Origin of the sequence: Paenibacillus polysaccharolyticus, from assembly GCF_900102085.1 — a bacterium.
Taxonomy (GTDB): domain Bacteria; phylum Bacillota; class Bacilli; order Paenibacillales; family Paenibacillaceae; genus Paenibacillus; species Paenibacillus polysaccharolyticus.
This window is the reverse complement of the sequence record NZ_FMVM01000006.1, coordinates 58,048-73,247: the sequence shown is the minus strand read 5'-3', so window position 1 is coordinate 73,247 and position 15,200 is coordinate 58,048. Positions and strand designations below refer to the sequence as shown.

General features: G+C 49.4%; 12 protein-coding genes. 10 read left to right on the top strand and 2 right to left on the bottom strand.

Features of this window, described 5'->3' with window-relative positions; genetic code table 11:
- The coding region (locus tag BLQ13_RS28660; RefSeq protein WP_208606768.1) for a hypothetical protein at positions 1-202 on the bottom strand (202 nt) is incomplete at its 3' end.
- A gap of 396 nt (positions 203-598) precedes the next feature.
- On the opposite strand from BLQ13_RS28660, the gene BLQ13_RS09725 reads away from it, so the two are divergent.
- From BLQ13_RS09725 to BLQ13_RS09690, 8 genes are all read left to right on the top strand, one after another.
- The gene (locus BLQ13_RS09725) at positions 599-1,900 is read left to right on the top strand and encodes an ABC transporter substrate-binding protein (RefSeq protein ID WP_090918601.1); all 1,302 of its coding nucleotides are present in this window, start codon (positions 599-601) and stop codon (positions 1,898-1,900) included.
- Between the two features lie 271 nt (positions 1,901-2,171).
- Positions 2,172-2,831 carry a TetR/AcrR family transcriptional regulator gene (locus BLQ13_RS09720; protein ID WP_090918599.1) on the top strand — a complete coding sequence of 220 codons (660 nt, stop codon included), beginning with the start codon at positions 2,172-2,174 and terminating at the stop codon, positions 2,829-2,831.
- A 92-nt stretch (positions 2,832-2,923) separates the two neighbouring features.
- Complete coding sequence (locus BLQ13_RS09715) at positions 2,924-4,885, top strand: alpha/beta fold hydrolase (protein ID WP_090918597.1); 1,962 nt, start codon at positions 2,924-2,926, stop codon at positions 4,883-4,885.
- 461 nt (positions 4,886-5,346) lie between these two features.
- Positions 5,347-5,778, top strand: coding sequence for a chemotaxis protein CheW (locus BLQ13_RS09710; RefSeq protein ID WP_167375702.1), 432 nt, complete (start codon positions 5,347-5,349; stop codon positions 5,776-5,778).
- A gap of 203 nt (positions 5,779-5,981) precedes the next feature.
- On the top strand, positions 5,982-9,155 hold the full coding sequence (locus tag BLQ13_RS09705) for a DEAD/DEAH box helicase (protein ID WP_090918593.1): 3,174 nt from the start codon (positions 5,982-5,984) through the stop codon (positions 9,153-9,155).
- Positions 9,156-9,203: 48 nt separating this feature from the next.
- Positions 9,204-10,094, top strand: a complete 891-nt coding sequence (locus BLQ13_RS09700; protein WP_167375701.1) for a hypothetical protein — start codon at positions 9,204-9,206, stop codon at positions 10,092-10,094.
- 300 nt (positions 10,095-10,394) lie between these two features.
- Positions 10,395-11,366 (top strand): M15 family metallopeptidase, encoded by a 972-nt coding sequence (locus tag BLQ13_RS09695; RefSeq protein ID WP_090918589.1) that lies wholly within the window; start codon positions 10,395-10,397, stop codon positions 11,364-11,366.
- A 192-nt stretch (positions 11,367-11,558) separates the two neighbouring features.
- Positions 11,559-11,945, top strand: coding sequence for a RidA family protein (locus tag BLQ13_RS09690; RefSeq protein ID WP_090918587.1), 387 nt, complete (start codon positions 11,559-11,561; stop codon positions 11,943-11,945).
- A 226-nt stretch (positions 11,946-12,171) separates the two neighbouring features.
- Here BLQ13_RS09690 and BLQ13_RS09685 read toward each other — a convergent pair whose 3' ends face one another.
- Positions 12,172-13,245 carry a copper amine oxidase N-terminal domain-containing protein gene (locus tag BLQ13_RS09685; RefSeq protein ID WP_090918584.1) on the bottom strand — a complete coding sequence of 358 codons (1,074 nt, stop codon included), beginning with the start codon at positions 13,243-13,245 and terminating at the stop codon, positions 12,172-12,174.
- 238 nt (positions 13,246-13,483) lie between these two features.
- Between BLQ13_RS09685 and BLQ13_RS09680 the strand changes: the two genes are divergently transcribed.
- Together BLQ13_RS09680 and BLQ13_RS09675 are read left to right on the top strand one after the other, a co-directional pair.
- Positions 13,484-13,960: a GNAT family N-acetyltransferase gene (locus tag BLQ13_RS09680; RefSeq protein WP_090918582.1), complete on the top strand. Its 477-nt coding sequence runs from the start codon at positions 13,484-13,486 to the stop codon at positions 13,958-13,960.
- 38 nt (positions 13,961-13,998) lie between these two features.
- Complete coding sequence (locus BLQ13_RS09675; RefSeq protein ID WP_090918579.1) at positions 13,999-15,069, top strand: Gfo/Idh/MocA family protein; 1,071 nt, start codon at positions 13,999-14,001, stop codon at positions 15,067-15,069.
- Positions 15,070-15,200 lie beyond the last annotated feature (131 nt).

Sequence of the window (15,200 nt, the reverse complement as noted above, 5' to 3'; positions counted from 1 at the left end):
CTGCCCGCAGGGCTTGGGCAGATGCGCCAGAGCAAGGCGGGGGGACAATGCGATAGACCAAAAAATGAGTAGTAGTGGTAGGGCTGGCCGCTCCGGCATCATGTGCGCTTTCGGTCGCTGTTGCTCCTCGGGGGCCTGAATGATTGAGGCAAGGAAGCCCCCGAGGTTCAAAGGCGAACGCTCCGCTCCTCCAGCGCATCATGATGCCTCCGCTCCTGCCTCGCACGGTGGTGGGCAAAAGGCGCATCTGCCCGCAGGGCTTGGGCAGATGCGCCAGAGCAGAACAGGGAAAGACAGAGTAGAGACGAGATTAAAACAAGGGATACAAAGAATGGATTTCTGTAAAAGGTCGAGTAAAAAGACTGGCCTCACCGATATCAAAGGCATAGCGACAAGAGCTTGCTTGACCATTAATCTGTGATCAACTACGCATACCATTTGTGAGGAATTGCGTTAGTTCATCTATATAGTAAGCAACAGAATTAAAAGCAGGGACAGGGTCATTCTAAACAAACGAAGTACAGCCGGAGTAAGAGGCAGAGGGTAAGCAAGAGGTGCAGGCAGTAAAACTGAAACTACTTACAGGGAGAGTGTATCTATGAAAAGAATGACAAAGTTAACATTGCTGATGCTCATTGCTTTTTCAGTCATGCTGGCAGGTTGCGGAAACGGGGACAAAAGCGGTAGTCCCGTGAATACAGATGCTCAAACGGGTGGTGGTGACGCAGCGGGTGGCGCCAAAACGATTAAAATTTTCCAATACAAAGTTGAAATTGCCGAAGCGCTTAATCGTCTCAAAGCAGAGTATGAGTCTTCCCATCCAGGCGTGAAGCTGGACATTCAGACGGTCGGCGGTGGAAGTGACTACGGGGCTGCATTAAAAGCGAAGTTTGCCGCAGGTGAGCAACCGGACATTTTTAACGTCGGTGGATACCGTGAACTCGATACCTGGCTCGAATATCTCGAAGACCTATCTAGTGAACCTTGGGCTAAGGATGTACTGGAAGTGGCCAAAGAGCCGATGACTAAGGATGGCAAGCTTTATGGACAGCCACTCGCGCTGGAAGGGTACGGTTTTATCTATAACAAAGATCTGTTTGCCAAAGCAGGCATCACTGAAATCCCAACAACATTGGAACAACTGGATCAAGCGGCAAAGAAACTTCAGGACGCAGGCATTACACCGTTCTCGAACGGTTATCAGGAGTGGTGGGTGCTCGGGAATCATAACGTCAATGTAGCATTTGCGAATCAGGCCGATCCGGTAAAATTCATTCAAGGTCTGAACGAGGGTACGGAGAAAATTCCGGGTAACCCAGTCTTCGAGGAATGGATCAACTTGCTTGATCTGACGCTCAAATACAGCAACAAAAATCCGCTCACCACAGACTACAACACGCAGGTAACTCTTTTTGCTAGTGGCGAAGCGGCGATGATGCAACAAGGAAACTGGACACAAGTACAGATTGACGGCATCAATCCGGATCTGAATCTGGGTATTCTGCCTATGCCGATTACGAATGAACCGAATGATAAGCTGTTTGTAGGTGTGCCTAACTACTGGGTTGTGAATAAAAACTCTCAAGTGAAGGCGGAGGCAAAAGAATTTCTGGACTGGCTCGTTACCTCCGACATTGGTAAAAACTATTTAACTAAAGAATTCAAGTTCATTCCGGCCTTCAGTTCCATTCAGGCATCGGAGGAAGAGCTCGGGGACCTCGCAACAGATATCATGAAATATAGTCAGGAAAATAAAACATTAAGCTGGAACTTCAACCGTTTCCCTGAGGGTGTTCCACAAGAGTTCGGTAGCACTATCCAAGCATATGTTGCAGGTAAATCGGATAAAAAAGCATTGCTTGATGCATTGCAGCAGAACTGGGATAGTCTTAAAAAATAAATAAAGTATGTTTACTTGAAGTCAGTTGCAGCTTTTGCAACTGGCTTCTTTGCATTACCTGTTATAGTACAGTATTCACCTTATAAATGTGGATAACTTTGCTCGTTTATAAATGTTAAAGTACAACTTTTACATCGGCTTAATACTAGATGTGGATATCCTGTGTGTATATGATCTAAATGTGGACAACTTATCAGAAAATGATCGTCTGATCTACTTTTATAAACAGCCATGCTTGCTTTTGTTAAAATAGTACTATATAGTTCTAGTTATGAATAACGTTAACCATACATCACATCAAGGGACTCCTGAATCTTCTAAACCATCCAAACCTAGAAGTTCCAGTCCCAGAAATTCTAGTCCAGTTAACCGTACCAAAGCGGTGGAAGTTGCTGCGCAGTTATTCCTCCGGCAAGGCTATGCTTATGTCAGCATGGATGAGGTGGTGCGTGTTAGTGGCGTATCCAAATCCAATATCTATTATCATTTTAAAAATAAGGAGGAACTGCTTCAGGCGGTTGTGCAGTTCTGGATTGCACAATATGAATCAGAGCTGTACTTGCTACTAAGTCAGCGTGAGCGGGGAGTGGAGGAACGGATCAACTCTTTCCTGGAATTGCTCTCGGCAGGTATAGAAAGTAGAAACTTTGAAGGTACATGCCCGTTTGTCACTCTTTATATGCAGGCACCGGAAAGTGCTTCCCTGGCGAAGGAAAGCATATCAATCTTTTTCCGTGAACTTGTACCTATGGTGGAGAAGCTGTTCCAGCAAGGGGCAGAACGAGGCGAATTCCGCAAAGGGATTGAGCCGGGGGCGGCAGCTTCCTTATTTGTCGTAGCACTTGAAGGTTCGCTGATCTTGGCCGGGACTTCTCGTGATCTGGGTATTATAGAGCAGTCCGCACGTACGTTTTGTCAGATGCTTCGTTAAACGAAGCTCTTTTTTTGAGATTAATTAGTACTAAATAGTACTAATATGTAGTTTGATAATAAACGAGATCAAGATAAATTGGAGGCATATCGATGAACGAAGCAAGATTAGAGCAAACCGTTCTGTTTATGACAGGTAGTACCGGTTTTATTGGAAAGGAAACAGTCAAACAACTTGTGGAGAAAACAGATATACATATGCTGCTGCTGGTTCGCTCCGAGCGGCGCGCCAGATCAGTCCTGGAGAGTTACGGTGTGAGAGGCTTTGAACGGATTACGTTTATCGAAGGTGATTTATCTTTGACAGGTTTAGGGCTTGTTCGAGCAGATCGTGAACGCATCAGGAAGGCGAATGTCATTCTTCATGCAGGGGGAACGATGGACATTACGCTGGGACGAGAGACAGCAGAAAAAACCTTTATGCATGGAGCCAGAGAGATTGCTCAGCTGGCTCAGGAGATGAAGTTTGGCGGAAGTCTGCGACATTTCATTCATGTGGTTGGTTTTATGAGCCCTTATGGGCAAGGGAATGAGCAAGAGAAACAGGAACAGGTTGAAATGAATCATGCCGGTAACCAAGAGAGTGCTTATGAAGAGATGAAATTCAAGGCCGATGCTTATATAAGGGCACATGCAAAACAGTATGACTACCCGTTGTCCGTGGTAAATCCCAGTACGGTAGTCGGGCCACGCCCAACAGGTGAAACCGAGCAGACTGGCGGGATCGGGTTACTTATTGGAGCCGTTCAGAAAGGTTTTATGCCGGTTGTACCTGGTGGATCGTCGTACTGGTTGCCACTCGTGGAGAATGATGTGGTGGCAGAAACACTTGTCTTTCTAATTCGGGATGAGGTACCGTTCGGAGGGACTTATCCACTGCTCGCCCGTAAGGAAGAGAGTCCAGACATGAAGGAATTGCTGCATCTGATCACAAAGCAACTGGATGTGCCCAGACCGGCAGGATCATTGCCATTATCCTGGATTCAACGCCTTATGAGCCTTGGTGGAAGTCGCGTCAGCGGTATACCTTCACAGTCACTTGCTTTTATTACAGACAGGACATTTCCGGTAGAGGAGACCGAGGGGTTGATGCAACGAATGGGGAGAAACTGGCCAGATATCCGGGAGCAGCTTCCGTTCATTATTGCTGATCTGGATTACCGACTTCTGTCCAAGGCTGAAGCTGAGCATAAACATGTTCTAAACGATTATATCCGTGTACGTTTGGGAAATCTGGCGAGTTTAGGCTGGGAAGGGGAGGGGGAGCCGTGGGTGATCGTGCATGGTTTGTTGCAAAGTGCCGATGATTTGCTTCCATTAGGGTCACAATTGCGGAAACTTACGGGTAATCCTGTCTGGATCGTTGATCTCGCAGGATTTGGTCGTTCACCTGTTCACCAGGCAGAAGATGCATTTACAGGTCAGGTTAACGCTCTTGTGGAAGCCCTATCTGAAGTGCAGGGTCCAATCAAACTAGTAGGTCACTCTGTAGGTGCAGCTATCGCGGCGGCAGCATTGAAGCGAAGCGGACGTACCGATATCCGTTTGGCGTTACTGCAGCCTGTTGCGGACAATGTGAATGAGGGGAATAATGGACGTTTAAAACAGGTGCTTCATCTGCCTAGGCGTGTTGTGAGGACATTACTGCGGAGTAAGTCCCGGAGCAGTTGGGCTCGGATGTTTAGTGCGAGCGGTGAAGAAGTGGTGGATAAGATCAGCTTTACGAGGCTGGCTGAGAGGGTACAAGCCTATCTCCGTTCACCTCGTATAGCGGGTGCACATGTAGATTTGTTGCGTTGGATTCACTTGGGACATAAGCAGACGATAAGCTTTTGGGATGAACTCGGAAGCTTTCAGCAGGCAGGGTATAACGCAGACCCACTGGTTGTTTGGGCTGAAAAGGATCGAGAATATCATTTTCCTGCTAGTTTACATGCGGGTTATACAAAAGTGGGACTCCCTTATGGTCATTATTTTCCAGTTTTTCAGGTTGAACGTACAGCGGAAATCCTTCTTGGTTGGGCTGGTGAAAGAGATGTGAATAACAACAGGTAGAAAGTGTGAAATCCAATATTGTTATTGAAAGGCTTTCCACAATATGTCCACAGTAGAGGATAAGCAGGCGAAAAACGACAAAGTTTACGTTAGATTTACAAACAAATACACAACATGTCCACATCAAAATTATGAATATCCACATAAATGAAGGTATCTATCCACAGATTGTGTGCAACATGTGCACAACTTATCCACAAATGGGGTATAACTTTATATTTATATTCACGATAAGCAAAGTTTTAGAATTTTTTAATGGGTTATCCACAGAAATGAGAGTTAAATCGCTTATTTTTCAAAGAAAACAGGGAAAGAGATGTAACTGCGATTCTTCTTCTTGAAAGCCTAAACAATTACGCCAAAATTACCGATACAACATGTAACGACTCATCGTCTAAAGTTCGACAGCCAAAAGCGTGTTGATGATCTGATTTTACGGAATGAGAGGGTATGGGGACATTATGGATGAAGTAATGCAATATATTAATTTCTCGGTGGGAGATCAAATTTTTGCACTTCGCATTGATCAGGTTCATGAAATTATTAGAATGGTAGAGGTTACAACGGTTCCTTTCGGAAGTCCAGAGATCAGAGGATTCGCTTCATTGTACGGTAAGGTAGTTTCTGTCGTGAGTCTTCGTGTGTTGCTCGGCATGCCGGAGAAGGAAGATACCTCATCTACACGAATTATCGTAGTCCCTTACAAGAACGGGTATGTGCCTCTGATTGTAGACATGGTAGATTCGGTTGTGACGTATGATCGTTTCGAAGAGCCTGCAGAAGAACACCGCCGCTTTATGCTTGGTGTTTTTGATAAAATCGGATTCTGTGCGGATCACCGTGCGGGTATTTTGAACCTGGATGTACTGCTCGGAAGTCTGGTCAGATCCTGATCGGATCAAAAATGGTGACCGTCTGACGGCCCGCATCATTAAATGTTTAAACAAAATGTTCCTCATCCGAATAATGGAGAAGGGGCATTTTTTTGTATAGAAAAAGAGCATGATCAGCACTTTTTATACGTAAAGGTTTTTAAATCCGTCCATTTTCGTATATGATGGAGAGTAACAATGCGAAGGGATGACGGGAGACTGTAATGATGCAATCGCTGTATGGAGTATGGCTTGGAGACGTATTTTTTTGTTTTTCCGGTGAAACATCGGAACCGCGCGTAGATGCATGGAGTCACGTGGTGCGAAGGCTGCAATTTGGCGACGGGGGTCGTCTGTTTCAGCCTGCCGCGCTGCGTCTTGCCGAACTGCGCTGGCCGAATCCGCTTCGAAATGCGGCAGAAGCCAAAAACGTAAAGCGGAGGCAGTTGCTTGGACGCACGCTGGAAGGATTGGCGGTTTCACCAAAGGATGCTTTCAGACTGTTATTGCAGTGGGACGATCAGATGTTACATGCAGCTGGGATTCAGGCTGGAGAAGAGATGCGTTACTGGGTCAAGGCAGCACAGTTCACACAGGAACTGTTGCTACGAGGAGCAATTGCTCCGGCGGCGGCATTTGCCGCTAAAACAGGCGCAAGACGGCGAACGGGTCAGGAGACCCTTACAGGGGTGTGGCATCCGCGTTTGCAGCTTGAAGAAGATCAGGAGCGTTTCAGAAGCCTTGCCGAATCGATGCCTCCCATCGCGCTGTCAGCGCCGGGGGCCTATGCCTCAACGGAGCCGGAGACACGTGAGGAAGCGGCAGGCACGGTATTGTTTTCATTTATGAGTGGCATCATTCATGCGGTGGTAACGAATGAACTGGAGAGCATGGATAGTGAACTTTCACGTTACCGGACATCGTTCAGGCGCGGCTCTTCACCGGTGTCTGAGCTATGGTGGAACAGTCTGATCTCCATATTCCGCCCAGTCACTGTGCAAGGACCGACAGAGGATATGGCGGACTTCGTGGATGCGATCCATGAGGCCGGGGGTACAACGATGCCTGCATTTGGTGTCGAAGAAATGCCGCCTGCGGAAGGGAAGTTCAGACTGGTCCTGCGTTTGGAGCCGCCTCTGGGGGAGCAGGAGACCACCTGGGGTATCAGTTTCTGGGTGGATAGCGATCAGGAGGCAGGTCTCAGGTTGCCTGCACGAAGCATTTGGGCACATCCTGAGCGCGATCTGGATCGGGGAAAAGTCTACTACGCCTCTGTGGCAGAACAGTTATTGATGGCCATCGGTGAGGCGTCTGAGCTGGCACCAGAACTGGAGACTGCTTTGCTGCATGCTCGTCCCGAGGGGATGCAGTTGCAGCAACAGAGTTTTTTTGAATTTCTTACCCATGCCGTTCCCAAGTTGCAGAAGGCTGGGGTAACGGTTCTAATGCCGTCGAGATGGAGTCGCGCGGGGAAACGGCGTGCAGGTCTGCGCTTGCAGATGATGAACGGAGCACCGGAGCGTCAACCTGGAGCTGGTTCTACACTCGGCATGGAGCAACTCGTAGCCTTTACAGCAGAGCCGATGCTGGATGGCAAGCCGATTACGGCAGAGGAACTTGCCGCACTGGCTGAATCCACCGTTCCCTATGTTATGTTTCGCGGGGAATGGATTGAAGTGGATACCAAAGAGATTCGCCAAGTGCTTCGATATATGAAAAAAGAAGAAGAACAATACATGCCGCTTTCCGAATGGCTACATCTTGCCGCAGATGAAGGGGAAGATTCCATTTGGAAAGGGATGTCTGTTTTCGGTGCTGAATCCGAAGGCATGCTCGCTTTCCTGCTAGAGGGACAGGTGCTTCGTAACATTGAACCTCGCCCAGTGCCAGCGGAGTTGCATGGTGAACTGAGACCGTATCAGGAACGTGGATTTCAGTGGTTATCTGCCATGGGTGAACTGGGCTTCGGGGTATGTCTTGCCGATGATATGGGACTTGGAAAAACGGTTCAGGTCATCACATGTCTGCTGGATCGCAAAGAGGAGGAGCGCCAGGCTGCACTGCAAGAAGCTCAGGAGTCCGTTGGTGATCCAGATACAGATATGCCGGAAGGTCAATGTCCTACACTTATTGTCTGCCCAACATCTCTACTGGGCAACTGGCAACGTGAGCTGAAGCGTTTTGCTCCAGACCTGTCACTGTACATTCATCATGGTGGACAAAGGCTACATGGAAATGCTTTTGAAGAGGAAGCGCAGAAGCATGACATCGTGCTCACAACCTATCACCTGGCAGGCCGTGATGGCCCGGATTTGGCTTCGTTGCACTGGTCGACCGTTGTACTGGATGAGGCACAGTATATTAAAAATTATCGGACGAAGCAGGCTCAGAGTGTCATGCGGCTGTCCACTTCTCATCGGATTGCCATGACAGGAACACCGGTGGAGAACCGTTTGAGTGAGCTTTGGTCTATTTTCCAATTCCTGAATCCGGGATATCTCGGTACATCTTCTTCATTCCGCCAGCGGTATACAGGTCTGGCCCCTTCGGAAGAGAACGCGGCTTCGCTCCGGGAGCTGCATCGACTGGTGTCGCCGTTTATGTTACGCAGGCTGAAGAGTGATCCGGATATTCGCAAAGATTTGCCAGAAAAGCTGGAACTGAAATCCTATTGTTCACTGACACCGGAGCAGGCGATTCTGTATCAACGGGTCGTGGATGATCTCATGGGTGGTCTGGATGGACGGAACGGTATTGCGCGTAAAGGTATCGTGTTATCCTCTCTAACCAAGTTGAAGCAGATCTGTGATCATCCTGTTCTGGCGGACAGCAGCCGGAAGGAGCACGGCAAGGCCGAAGCATCCGGCAAAATGGAACGATTGCTCGAATTGCTTGATGCTATTCGGGATAATGGAGAATCGGCTTTGATCTTTACCCAGTATGTTGCTATGGGGGATCTGTTGGTTTCCAGACTGAACCGGCGTTATGAGGAAGAGCCTTACTTCCTGCATGGTGGGGTTTCCAAGTCACAGCGGGATGAAATGGTGGAGACATTCCAAAAAGGGGAAGGCCCGTCTATGTTTGTCCTGTCTCTTCGTGCAGGCGGCGTGGGTCTGAACCTGACACGGGCAAGCCATGTCATCCACTATGATCGCTGGTGGAATCCGGCGGTGGAGAATCAGGCGACAGACCGGGTATTCCGCATCGGGCAGAACCGTAACGTTCAGGTACACAAGTTGATCTGCCAGGGTACATTGGAAGAACGAATCGATGAGCTGATTGAGAGCAAGAAAGCTCTCTCCGAGCAGGTCGTAGGTTCGGGTGAAAACTGGCTGACCGAGATGTCAGACGATGAACTGCGTAGTCTGATCTCGCTTCAAGGAGAGACTTGGTTGTAGATTAACACTGAGGTATGTAGTGGATAAGGTTATTCACGCTACATTTGAATGTTTGGCAATGAAGGCAAAATCGGCTTGTTGTTGGTAAAGCTGGTTTGCATGATCAATGAAGGGAGGGGGATGATGATGAGCGAAAAATGGAACATCGAGCTGCATATGTCCCCCGGGGTGTGGACAGCAGAGGTGAATGCAGTGGCGGATTCGGGAGAGACTGTGCCTGGGTCGGCTGATACAGATCAGACCGGAACAGCCGCATCCGGCGTGTTCACGGTCACAGGCACGCTGCCGCAGCTAAGCGAGGCGCAGCGCGAGGCCGTGCTGGCGCAGCTGCGCAAGCGCCCGCTGGCGCTGTACGCCCTGCTGCGCGGTGGCCCGACGCCAGAGGAGCTCGCCGGGCTGTTGCCCGCGGCGGGGCCTGCCGGCTCGCCAGGCGAGGCCGCGTTCGGCGCTGCGCCTGCAGCGGTGTGCACCTGCGGCCGCGCGGGCTGCGCGCATGCCGCGGCGGCGGAGCGCGCCGTTGCTGCGCGCCTCGCGGCGGAGCCGCTGCTGCAGCTGGCGCACGCCGGCCTGCCGCGCGAAGCGCTGCTCGCCGGCGTGCTGGGATCATGGGCAGAAGAACTTGCCCATGATCCCAGCGGCCCGGGCCGCGCAGCGGAAACGGCGGGCCGCCCGCAGGCGCGGGCTGGCGAAGGCGGCGCGGCCGTCGGCGAGTGGATCGCCGAGGCAGCCGCAGACGGCGCCATGCACCAGCCGGGGCCGGGCTTCGGGGCCGTGGAGGTGCGGCTCGCGCAGCCGGGCAAACCGCCTGCGCTGCCCGAGCTGACCGCGCTGCTGCCGGGTGTGCCCGCCGCAGCCGGTCTGGATCTCATCCGCGAGCGCGTGGCTGCGCGGATGTGGCAGGCTGTCCAGAAACACAAGGACAGTCCGGCAACCAAATGAGGCCTCACACAAGTACAGCGGGGGAGATCACCAGATCGCCCCTGCTTTTTTTGTGGAGCTTAGCTTTCATTTCCAGTTTCCATCTGAAGTTATCTAAGATTGGGATGTTGCATTAAATGTACAGAAATAAAGGCTACGAGCTGTATAAAGGGTATATCTTTGCATAGAGACTGGGAGAAGGAACTCTTTACTGGTGGAGCTTATCGTACATTTAAGGTATACTGTCGCAGGGAACATCATAGTAACCATGAGAAAACGTAAAAAAGATATTCATTCTACTAAGGTGATAGGAGTTTTATGATGAAATCAGGAACAGGAAGACAGCGCCGAATCGTGGTTCTGCTGTCCTCACTTATGATATGTGGAGCCTTGCTGGCTGCGTGCGGTTCCGGTGCGAACGAGAATCAGAACGCGAACGGAACACCTAACACGGAGCAGGGAACGGATGGCACAACCGTGCATTTGACCGATGAATCTGGCTCAGATGGCAAAGGTAATGCGGAGGGCAATAACACAACCAATTCGGGTAGCGATGAAGCAACAGATAACGGCTCAGGCAGCGCATCTACCGGAGAAGGGCAGGGTTCTGCGGACAATGGAAGTGGTGGTGCAACAGCAGAAGATCCGCTCATGGAGAAACGCAGCATTAGCGCTCTGCAGACCACGATTGACTCCCAATCGGTGGTTACTAATGCGGAGGCCATGACGGTCATTGTCAACAAACAGCGTAGTCTGCCGGAAGGTTATGAGCCGAGTGATTTGGTCGAGCCTGACGTGCCGTTCTCATTCGAGGGGCCACATGAGAAACGTCATATGCGCAAAGAAGCTGCGGAAGCGTTGGAGAAACTGTTTGCCGGTGCCAAAGCAGACGGGATTGAGCTTCGTGCCGTGTCTGGATACCGGTCTTACAAGCGTCAGGTATCTATCTACAACAATAATGTGAAAACCAAAGGGGAAGAGTATGCTTCCCGTGTAAGTGCCGTTCCAGGCCGCAGTGAACACCAGACAGGTCTTGCCATAGATGTATCCAGTCCAAGCGTGGGCAATGTGCTGGAAGAGGTGTTCGGCTCATCCAAAGAAGGCAAATGGCTGGATGAACATGCTGCCGAATATGGCTTTATCATTCGTTATCCGAAAGGCCAAGAGAGCAAGACGGGTTATGTGTATGAGCCTTGGCACATTCGTTATGTTGGTGCAGATATTGCACCCGATGTCGTAAAGAGTGGTTTAACTTTGGAAGATTACTTCGACGAGGCTAATATTAAACTTTAATTTTCTTTGTACGTTAAGCAAATCCCCCTGAACACTTAACCTTACTTAAGGTGAAAGTGTTCAGGGGATTTTTGAGTTTGAGGAAAGGCAATAAAGTTGAAATCAAGTTTTAATCGTTGATTGAGATGAGTACGGACTGATATAATTCATCTTTAATCCAATAACGAAATGACATAAAGCGAGGTTAGGAAAATGAGCAGACAGCAGGTATTTACGGGCTCCCCTTGGGAACCACTGGTTGGGTATTGTCGTGCAATTCGTGTGGGTAACCGGATTGAGGTTGCCGGGACAACAGCAATGCAGGATGGCGTCGTTGTAGGTGCGGGTGACCCGTATGTGCAGACCAGATTTATTTTGGAGACGATCGAAAAAGCGCTGAAAGAGCTTGGTGCAGACTTGACCGATGTGGTTAGAACACGTATGTTTGTCACGGATATTTCGAAGTGGGAAGAGGTTGGCAAAGCACATGGCGAATTCTTCGGACAGATTCAACCTGTAGCTACGATGGTCGAAGTCAGTGCGCTCATTGACCCCTTGCTGATGGTAGAGATTGAAGCTGAAGCAATCATAGAATCTTAGGACGAGGCTTGATCAAACATCTTTTATACAGAAAACGGATACCAGATACTTACCTTACAAGTTTTGATATGGACTCATTTATGAAAAAAAACCTTTCCACGCCCTGTCAGAAGACAGGAGGGAAAGGTTTTTAGCTTTTCTAGCCTTTACGCGTCATTCCACATGTACTCTACTTTACTTGCCTGTAGGCTAATTCTAACTTCCTATCGGGTACATCCTGCCGCCTTTACTCGGCTTTGGGCTGCACTTTCGGAAGCTCCACAACCACCTTCCATGCTGTGCCGATCGGAGGCAGGCTGCGAGTCAGCATAGGGCTATAGAATCCGATGACTTTCGCACCTTTGGTCAGTTGTTCAGATTTCACGGCTTCGCCTTGCTGGTCCACTAGCGAAGTTTCTTTGTTGATATTCAAAACAACATGATCTGGTGCAGTCTCAGCCAGACGTGTACCTTTAATCTCAATCTGGGACACGATGCCGTCTTTGGCAATGACATCTTCGATCGTGCCTGCGGTTCCAAAAGTTTCTTTTGGTTGTGCTGTTGTTTCAGCTGCTGTATCCAGTACGGTTACTTTATATGTTGGTGTTTGTGGAGGCAGACTTTTGGTCATCATTAAGGAGTGTTCGGCTTCTACCATCATACCGATGGACAGGTCAGCCATTTGAATCTCTTTTCCCTCCGCCGAAATGAGCTGGGTATCCTTGCTCAGGTTCAACACGATACCATCCGGCCCCGCACCACCAATCTGAGTGGATTGATATTTATCCTGATTTGAAATCCGGGTAATCACACCGCGTTCTGTAACCGTTTTGATGTCCTCCTCACTTCTAATCTCCACCTGATTTCCCGTTGTACTTACTTGGGCATGTAGGACTTTCTCCGCAAAAACAGCAGGTACGTAAAGTGTTCCGTCCTTGATTTCAGGTGCTGTACCGAGGGTCAGCAGCATTTTGTTTACAGAGTAACGATCTTTACCCGCAAAAACCTGAGTCCACAAGGCGCCGCGAGTCAGCTCTGCGGACTTGTCTTCCTTATGCCATTTCAATTCGATTCCGAGAGCTTCGGTTAGCGCTCGAAGCGGGATCATGGCTGCCTTATCGTCTTGAGTCCAATATCCGTTAGCAACCGCTGCACCATTGACGGATACATGTACAACTCCTGTAGTACTGCTCGGGGCAGAAGTGACGGTTTCCTGCATAGGTTGTACCGTGTTATCTACTGAAGCAGCATAAGCAGCCCCGCCGCTTAGTGCCATTGATAGAGCCATGATGGTGCTTACCTTTTTCATGTTGTTTTTCATTCGCAATCATCCCTTCTCATCTGCGTTGTGTCGCGGTAAACTTTTATACAGATCACCGCATCTCATCTTTACTGACGGGATAACCTGTCTCAGTGTTGCAGTAGGATATAAACACTGTAAGCGCCGTATGTTCGTTTCAATTCGGAATATTGCGTAAGAAGCAGGTTATCAGCAGTAGGATTAGGTTAATTTCAAAGTGTGCGGATCATTCCGTGCCAGATGAGGAGGAAACGAACCGATGAGTGATATGTTGGTCGCGCTTTATCGTTTGCCTGAGCAACACGGCGGGCTGGAGAAACTGAAGGCGGCATCCATTGTGGTTCGCAGAGCCATTGCTCCGGAGAAACAGCAGGTGCTGAACTGGGTGATAACCCATTTTAACCAGCATTGGGTAGATGAATGTGATGTCGCTTTTGCGCGTCAGCCTGTGACCTGTTATATTGCGCTGGAGCATGGAAGAATGATTGGTTTTGCCTGTTATGAAGCGACCTGCCGTAATTTCTTTGGCCCTACTGGAGTAAGCCCGGATGCCCGTGGAAAAGGTGTAGGGACTGCCTTGCTATTAGCTTGTATGCATGCGATGAGAGCAGATGGCTACGGTTACGCGATTATCGGATCGGCCGGGCCGATGGACTTCTACAAACGAACGCTAGGCGCAGTGGAGATTGAAAATTCAACACCAGGTATTTACGAAGGCATGCTGCGGGCAGACTAGACGTTAACGAAGTTTTGGAAAAGGGAGGGAGGACGAAGATGAGCACCAAGCAAATGCTGCATATCGGTATGATTGGTACAGGTTCCATCTCGGATCTTCATATGAGGTGTTATGCCAAAAATGAGGATGCCGTCATCTATGCCATCTGTGATCTGAACGAGGAACGGGCCAAAGCAGCTGCACAGAAATACGACGCTCAGTCCGTGTATACGAACTATCGTGAGATGCTAGAAGACCCGCATGTCGATGCGGTCAGTATCTGTACATGGAATAATACGCATGCGGAATTTGCCATTGCGGCATTGGAGGCTGGCAAACATGTGTTGCTGGAAAAGCCGGTGGCTACGAATGTGGAAGACGCACTGCGAATTGAGGAAGCGGTGAAAAAAAGCGGGCGTACCTTTGTTGTGGGTTTTGTACGCCGGTATGATAACAACATGCAGATGCTGCGCAGATTCATTGATGCCGGCGAGTTTGGCGAGCTGTATTATGCAAAAGCATCGATTCTGCGGCGTCTGGGTAACCCGGGTGGCTGGTTTGCGGACAAGGCTCGCTCCGGCGGCGGCCCATTAATTGACCTGGGTGTACATATCATCGACCAGTGCTGGTATCTGATGGGTAGACCGAAGCCTGTATCCGTCAGCGGGAATACGTATCGTAAACTCGGCAATCGTGCGAATGTGGAACATCTCTCATTTTACAAAGCGGCAGACTATAGCGCTGCGATCAATAACGTCGAAGATATGGCGAATGCCCTGATTCGTTTTGAAAATGGTGCTTCCTTGGCGGTAGATGTAAGCTTTACCCTCCATGCCCGTGAGGATGAATCCTTTGTTAAGCTGTACGGTGAGCGCGGTGGATTTGAACTGGAGCCCAAAACACTGATTGTCACCGAGAAACATGACACCATCATGAACATTGAACCTCAGACAGATCATTCCGGTCTGGATATTCACGGTGCATTCCAGAATCAGATCGATCACTTTGTAGAATGTTGCCTGAACGGTACGCCGCCCATCAGCCCGATTGCGGATGGGGTGACCTCCACGCGCATGCTGTGTGCCATCTACGAGTCTGCCGAAAAAGGGCAGGAGATCAGGCTGGATTAGACGTTGATAATATAGAATATAACGAATATAAAAAATAAATAATAACGGAAAGTTAAATCATGACTATTCTCGCGGGAAATTCCGCTGACAGAATAACCCTCCTTCTAAATGGTAAATGGAGCAGAAGGAGG

What these genes read in the sequence shown, in the direction of transcription:
- BLQ13_RS09690 (WP_090918587.1), top strand. Translation starts at nt 11,559, where the DNA reads ATGAGCAGACAGCAGGTATTTACGGGCTCCCCTTGGGAACCACTGGTT.
- BLQ13_RS09720 (WP_090918599.1), top strand. Translation starts at nt 2,172, where the DNA reads ATGAATAACGTTAACCATACATCACATCAAGGGACTCCTGAATCTTCT.
- BLQ13_RS09700 (WP_167375701.1), top strand. Translation starts at nt 9,204, where the DNA reads ATGTTTGGCAATGAAGGCAAAATCGGCTTGTTGTTGGTAAAGCTGGTT.
- BLQ13_RS09705 (WP_090918593.1), top strand. Translation starts at nt 5,982, where the DNA reads ATGATGCAATCGCTGTATGGAGTATGGCTTGGAGACGTATTTTTTTGT.
- BLQ13_RS09695 (WP_090918589.1), top strand. Translation starts at nt 10,395, where the DNA reads ATGAAATCAGGAACAGGAAGACAGCGCCGAATCGTGGTTCTGCTGTCC.
- BLQ13_RS09715 (WP_090918597.1), top strand. Translation starts at nt 2,924, where the DNA reads ATGAACGAAGCAAGATTAGAGCAAACCGTTCTGTTTATGACAGGTAGT.
- BLQ13_RS09685 (WP_090918584.1), bottom strand. Translation starts at nt 13,245, where the DNA reads ATGAAAAACAACATGAAAAAGGTAAGCACCATCATGGCTCTATCAATG.
- BLQ13_RS09725 (WP_090918601.1), top strand. Translation starts at nt 599, where the DNA reads ATGAAAAGAATGACAAAGTTAACATTGCTGATGCTCATTGCTTTTTCA.
- BLQ13_RS09675 (WP_090918579.1), top strand. Translation starts at nt 13,999, where the DNA reads ATGAGCACCAAGCAAATGCTGCATATCGGTATGATTGGTACAGGTTCC.
- BLQ13_RS09680 (WP_090918582.1), top strand. Translation starts at nt 13,484, where the DNA reads ATGAGTGATATGTTGGTCGCGCTTTATCGTTTGCCTGAGCAACACGGC.
- BLQ13_RS09710 (WP_167375702.1), top strand. Translation starts at nt 5,347, where the DNA reads ATGGATGAAGTAATGCAATATATTAATTTCTCGGTGGGAGATCAAATT.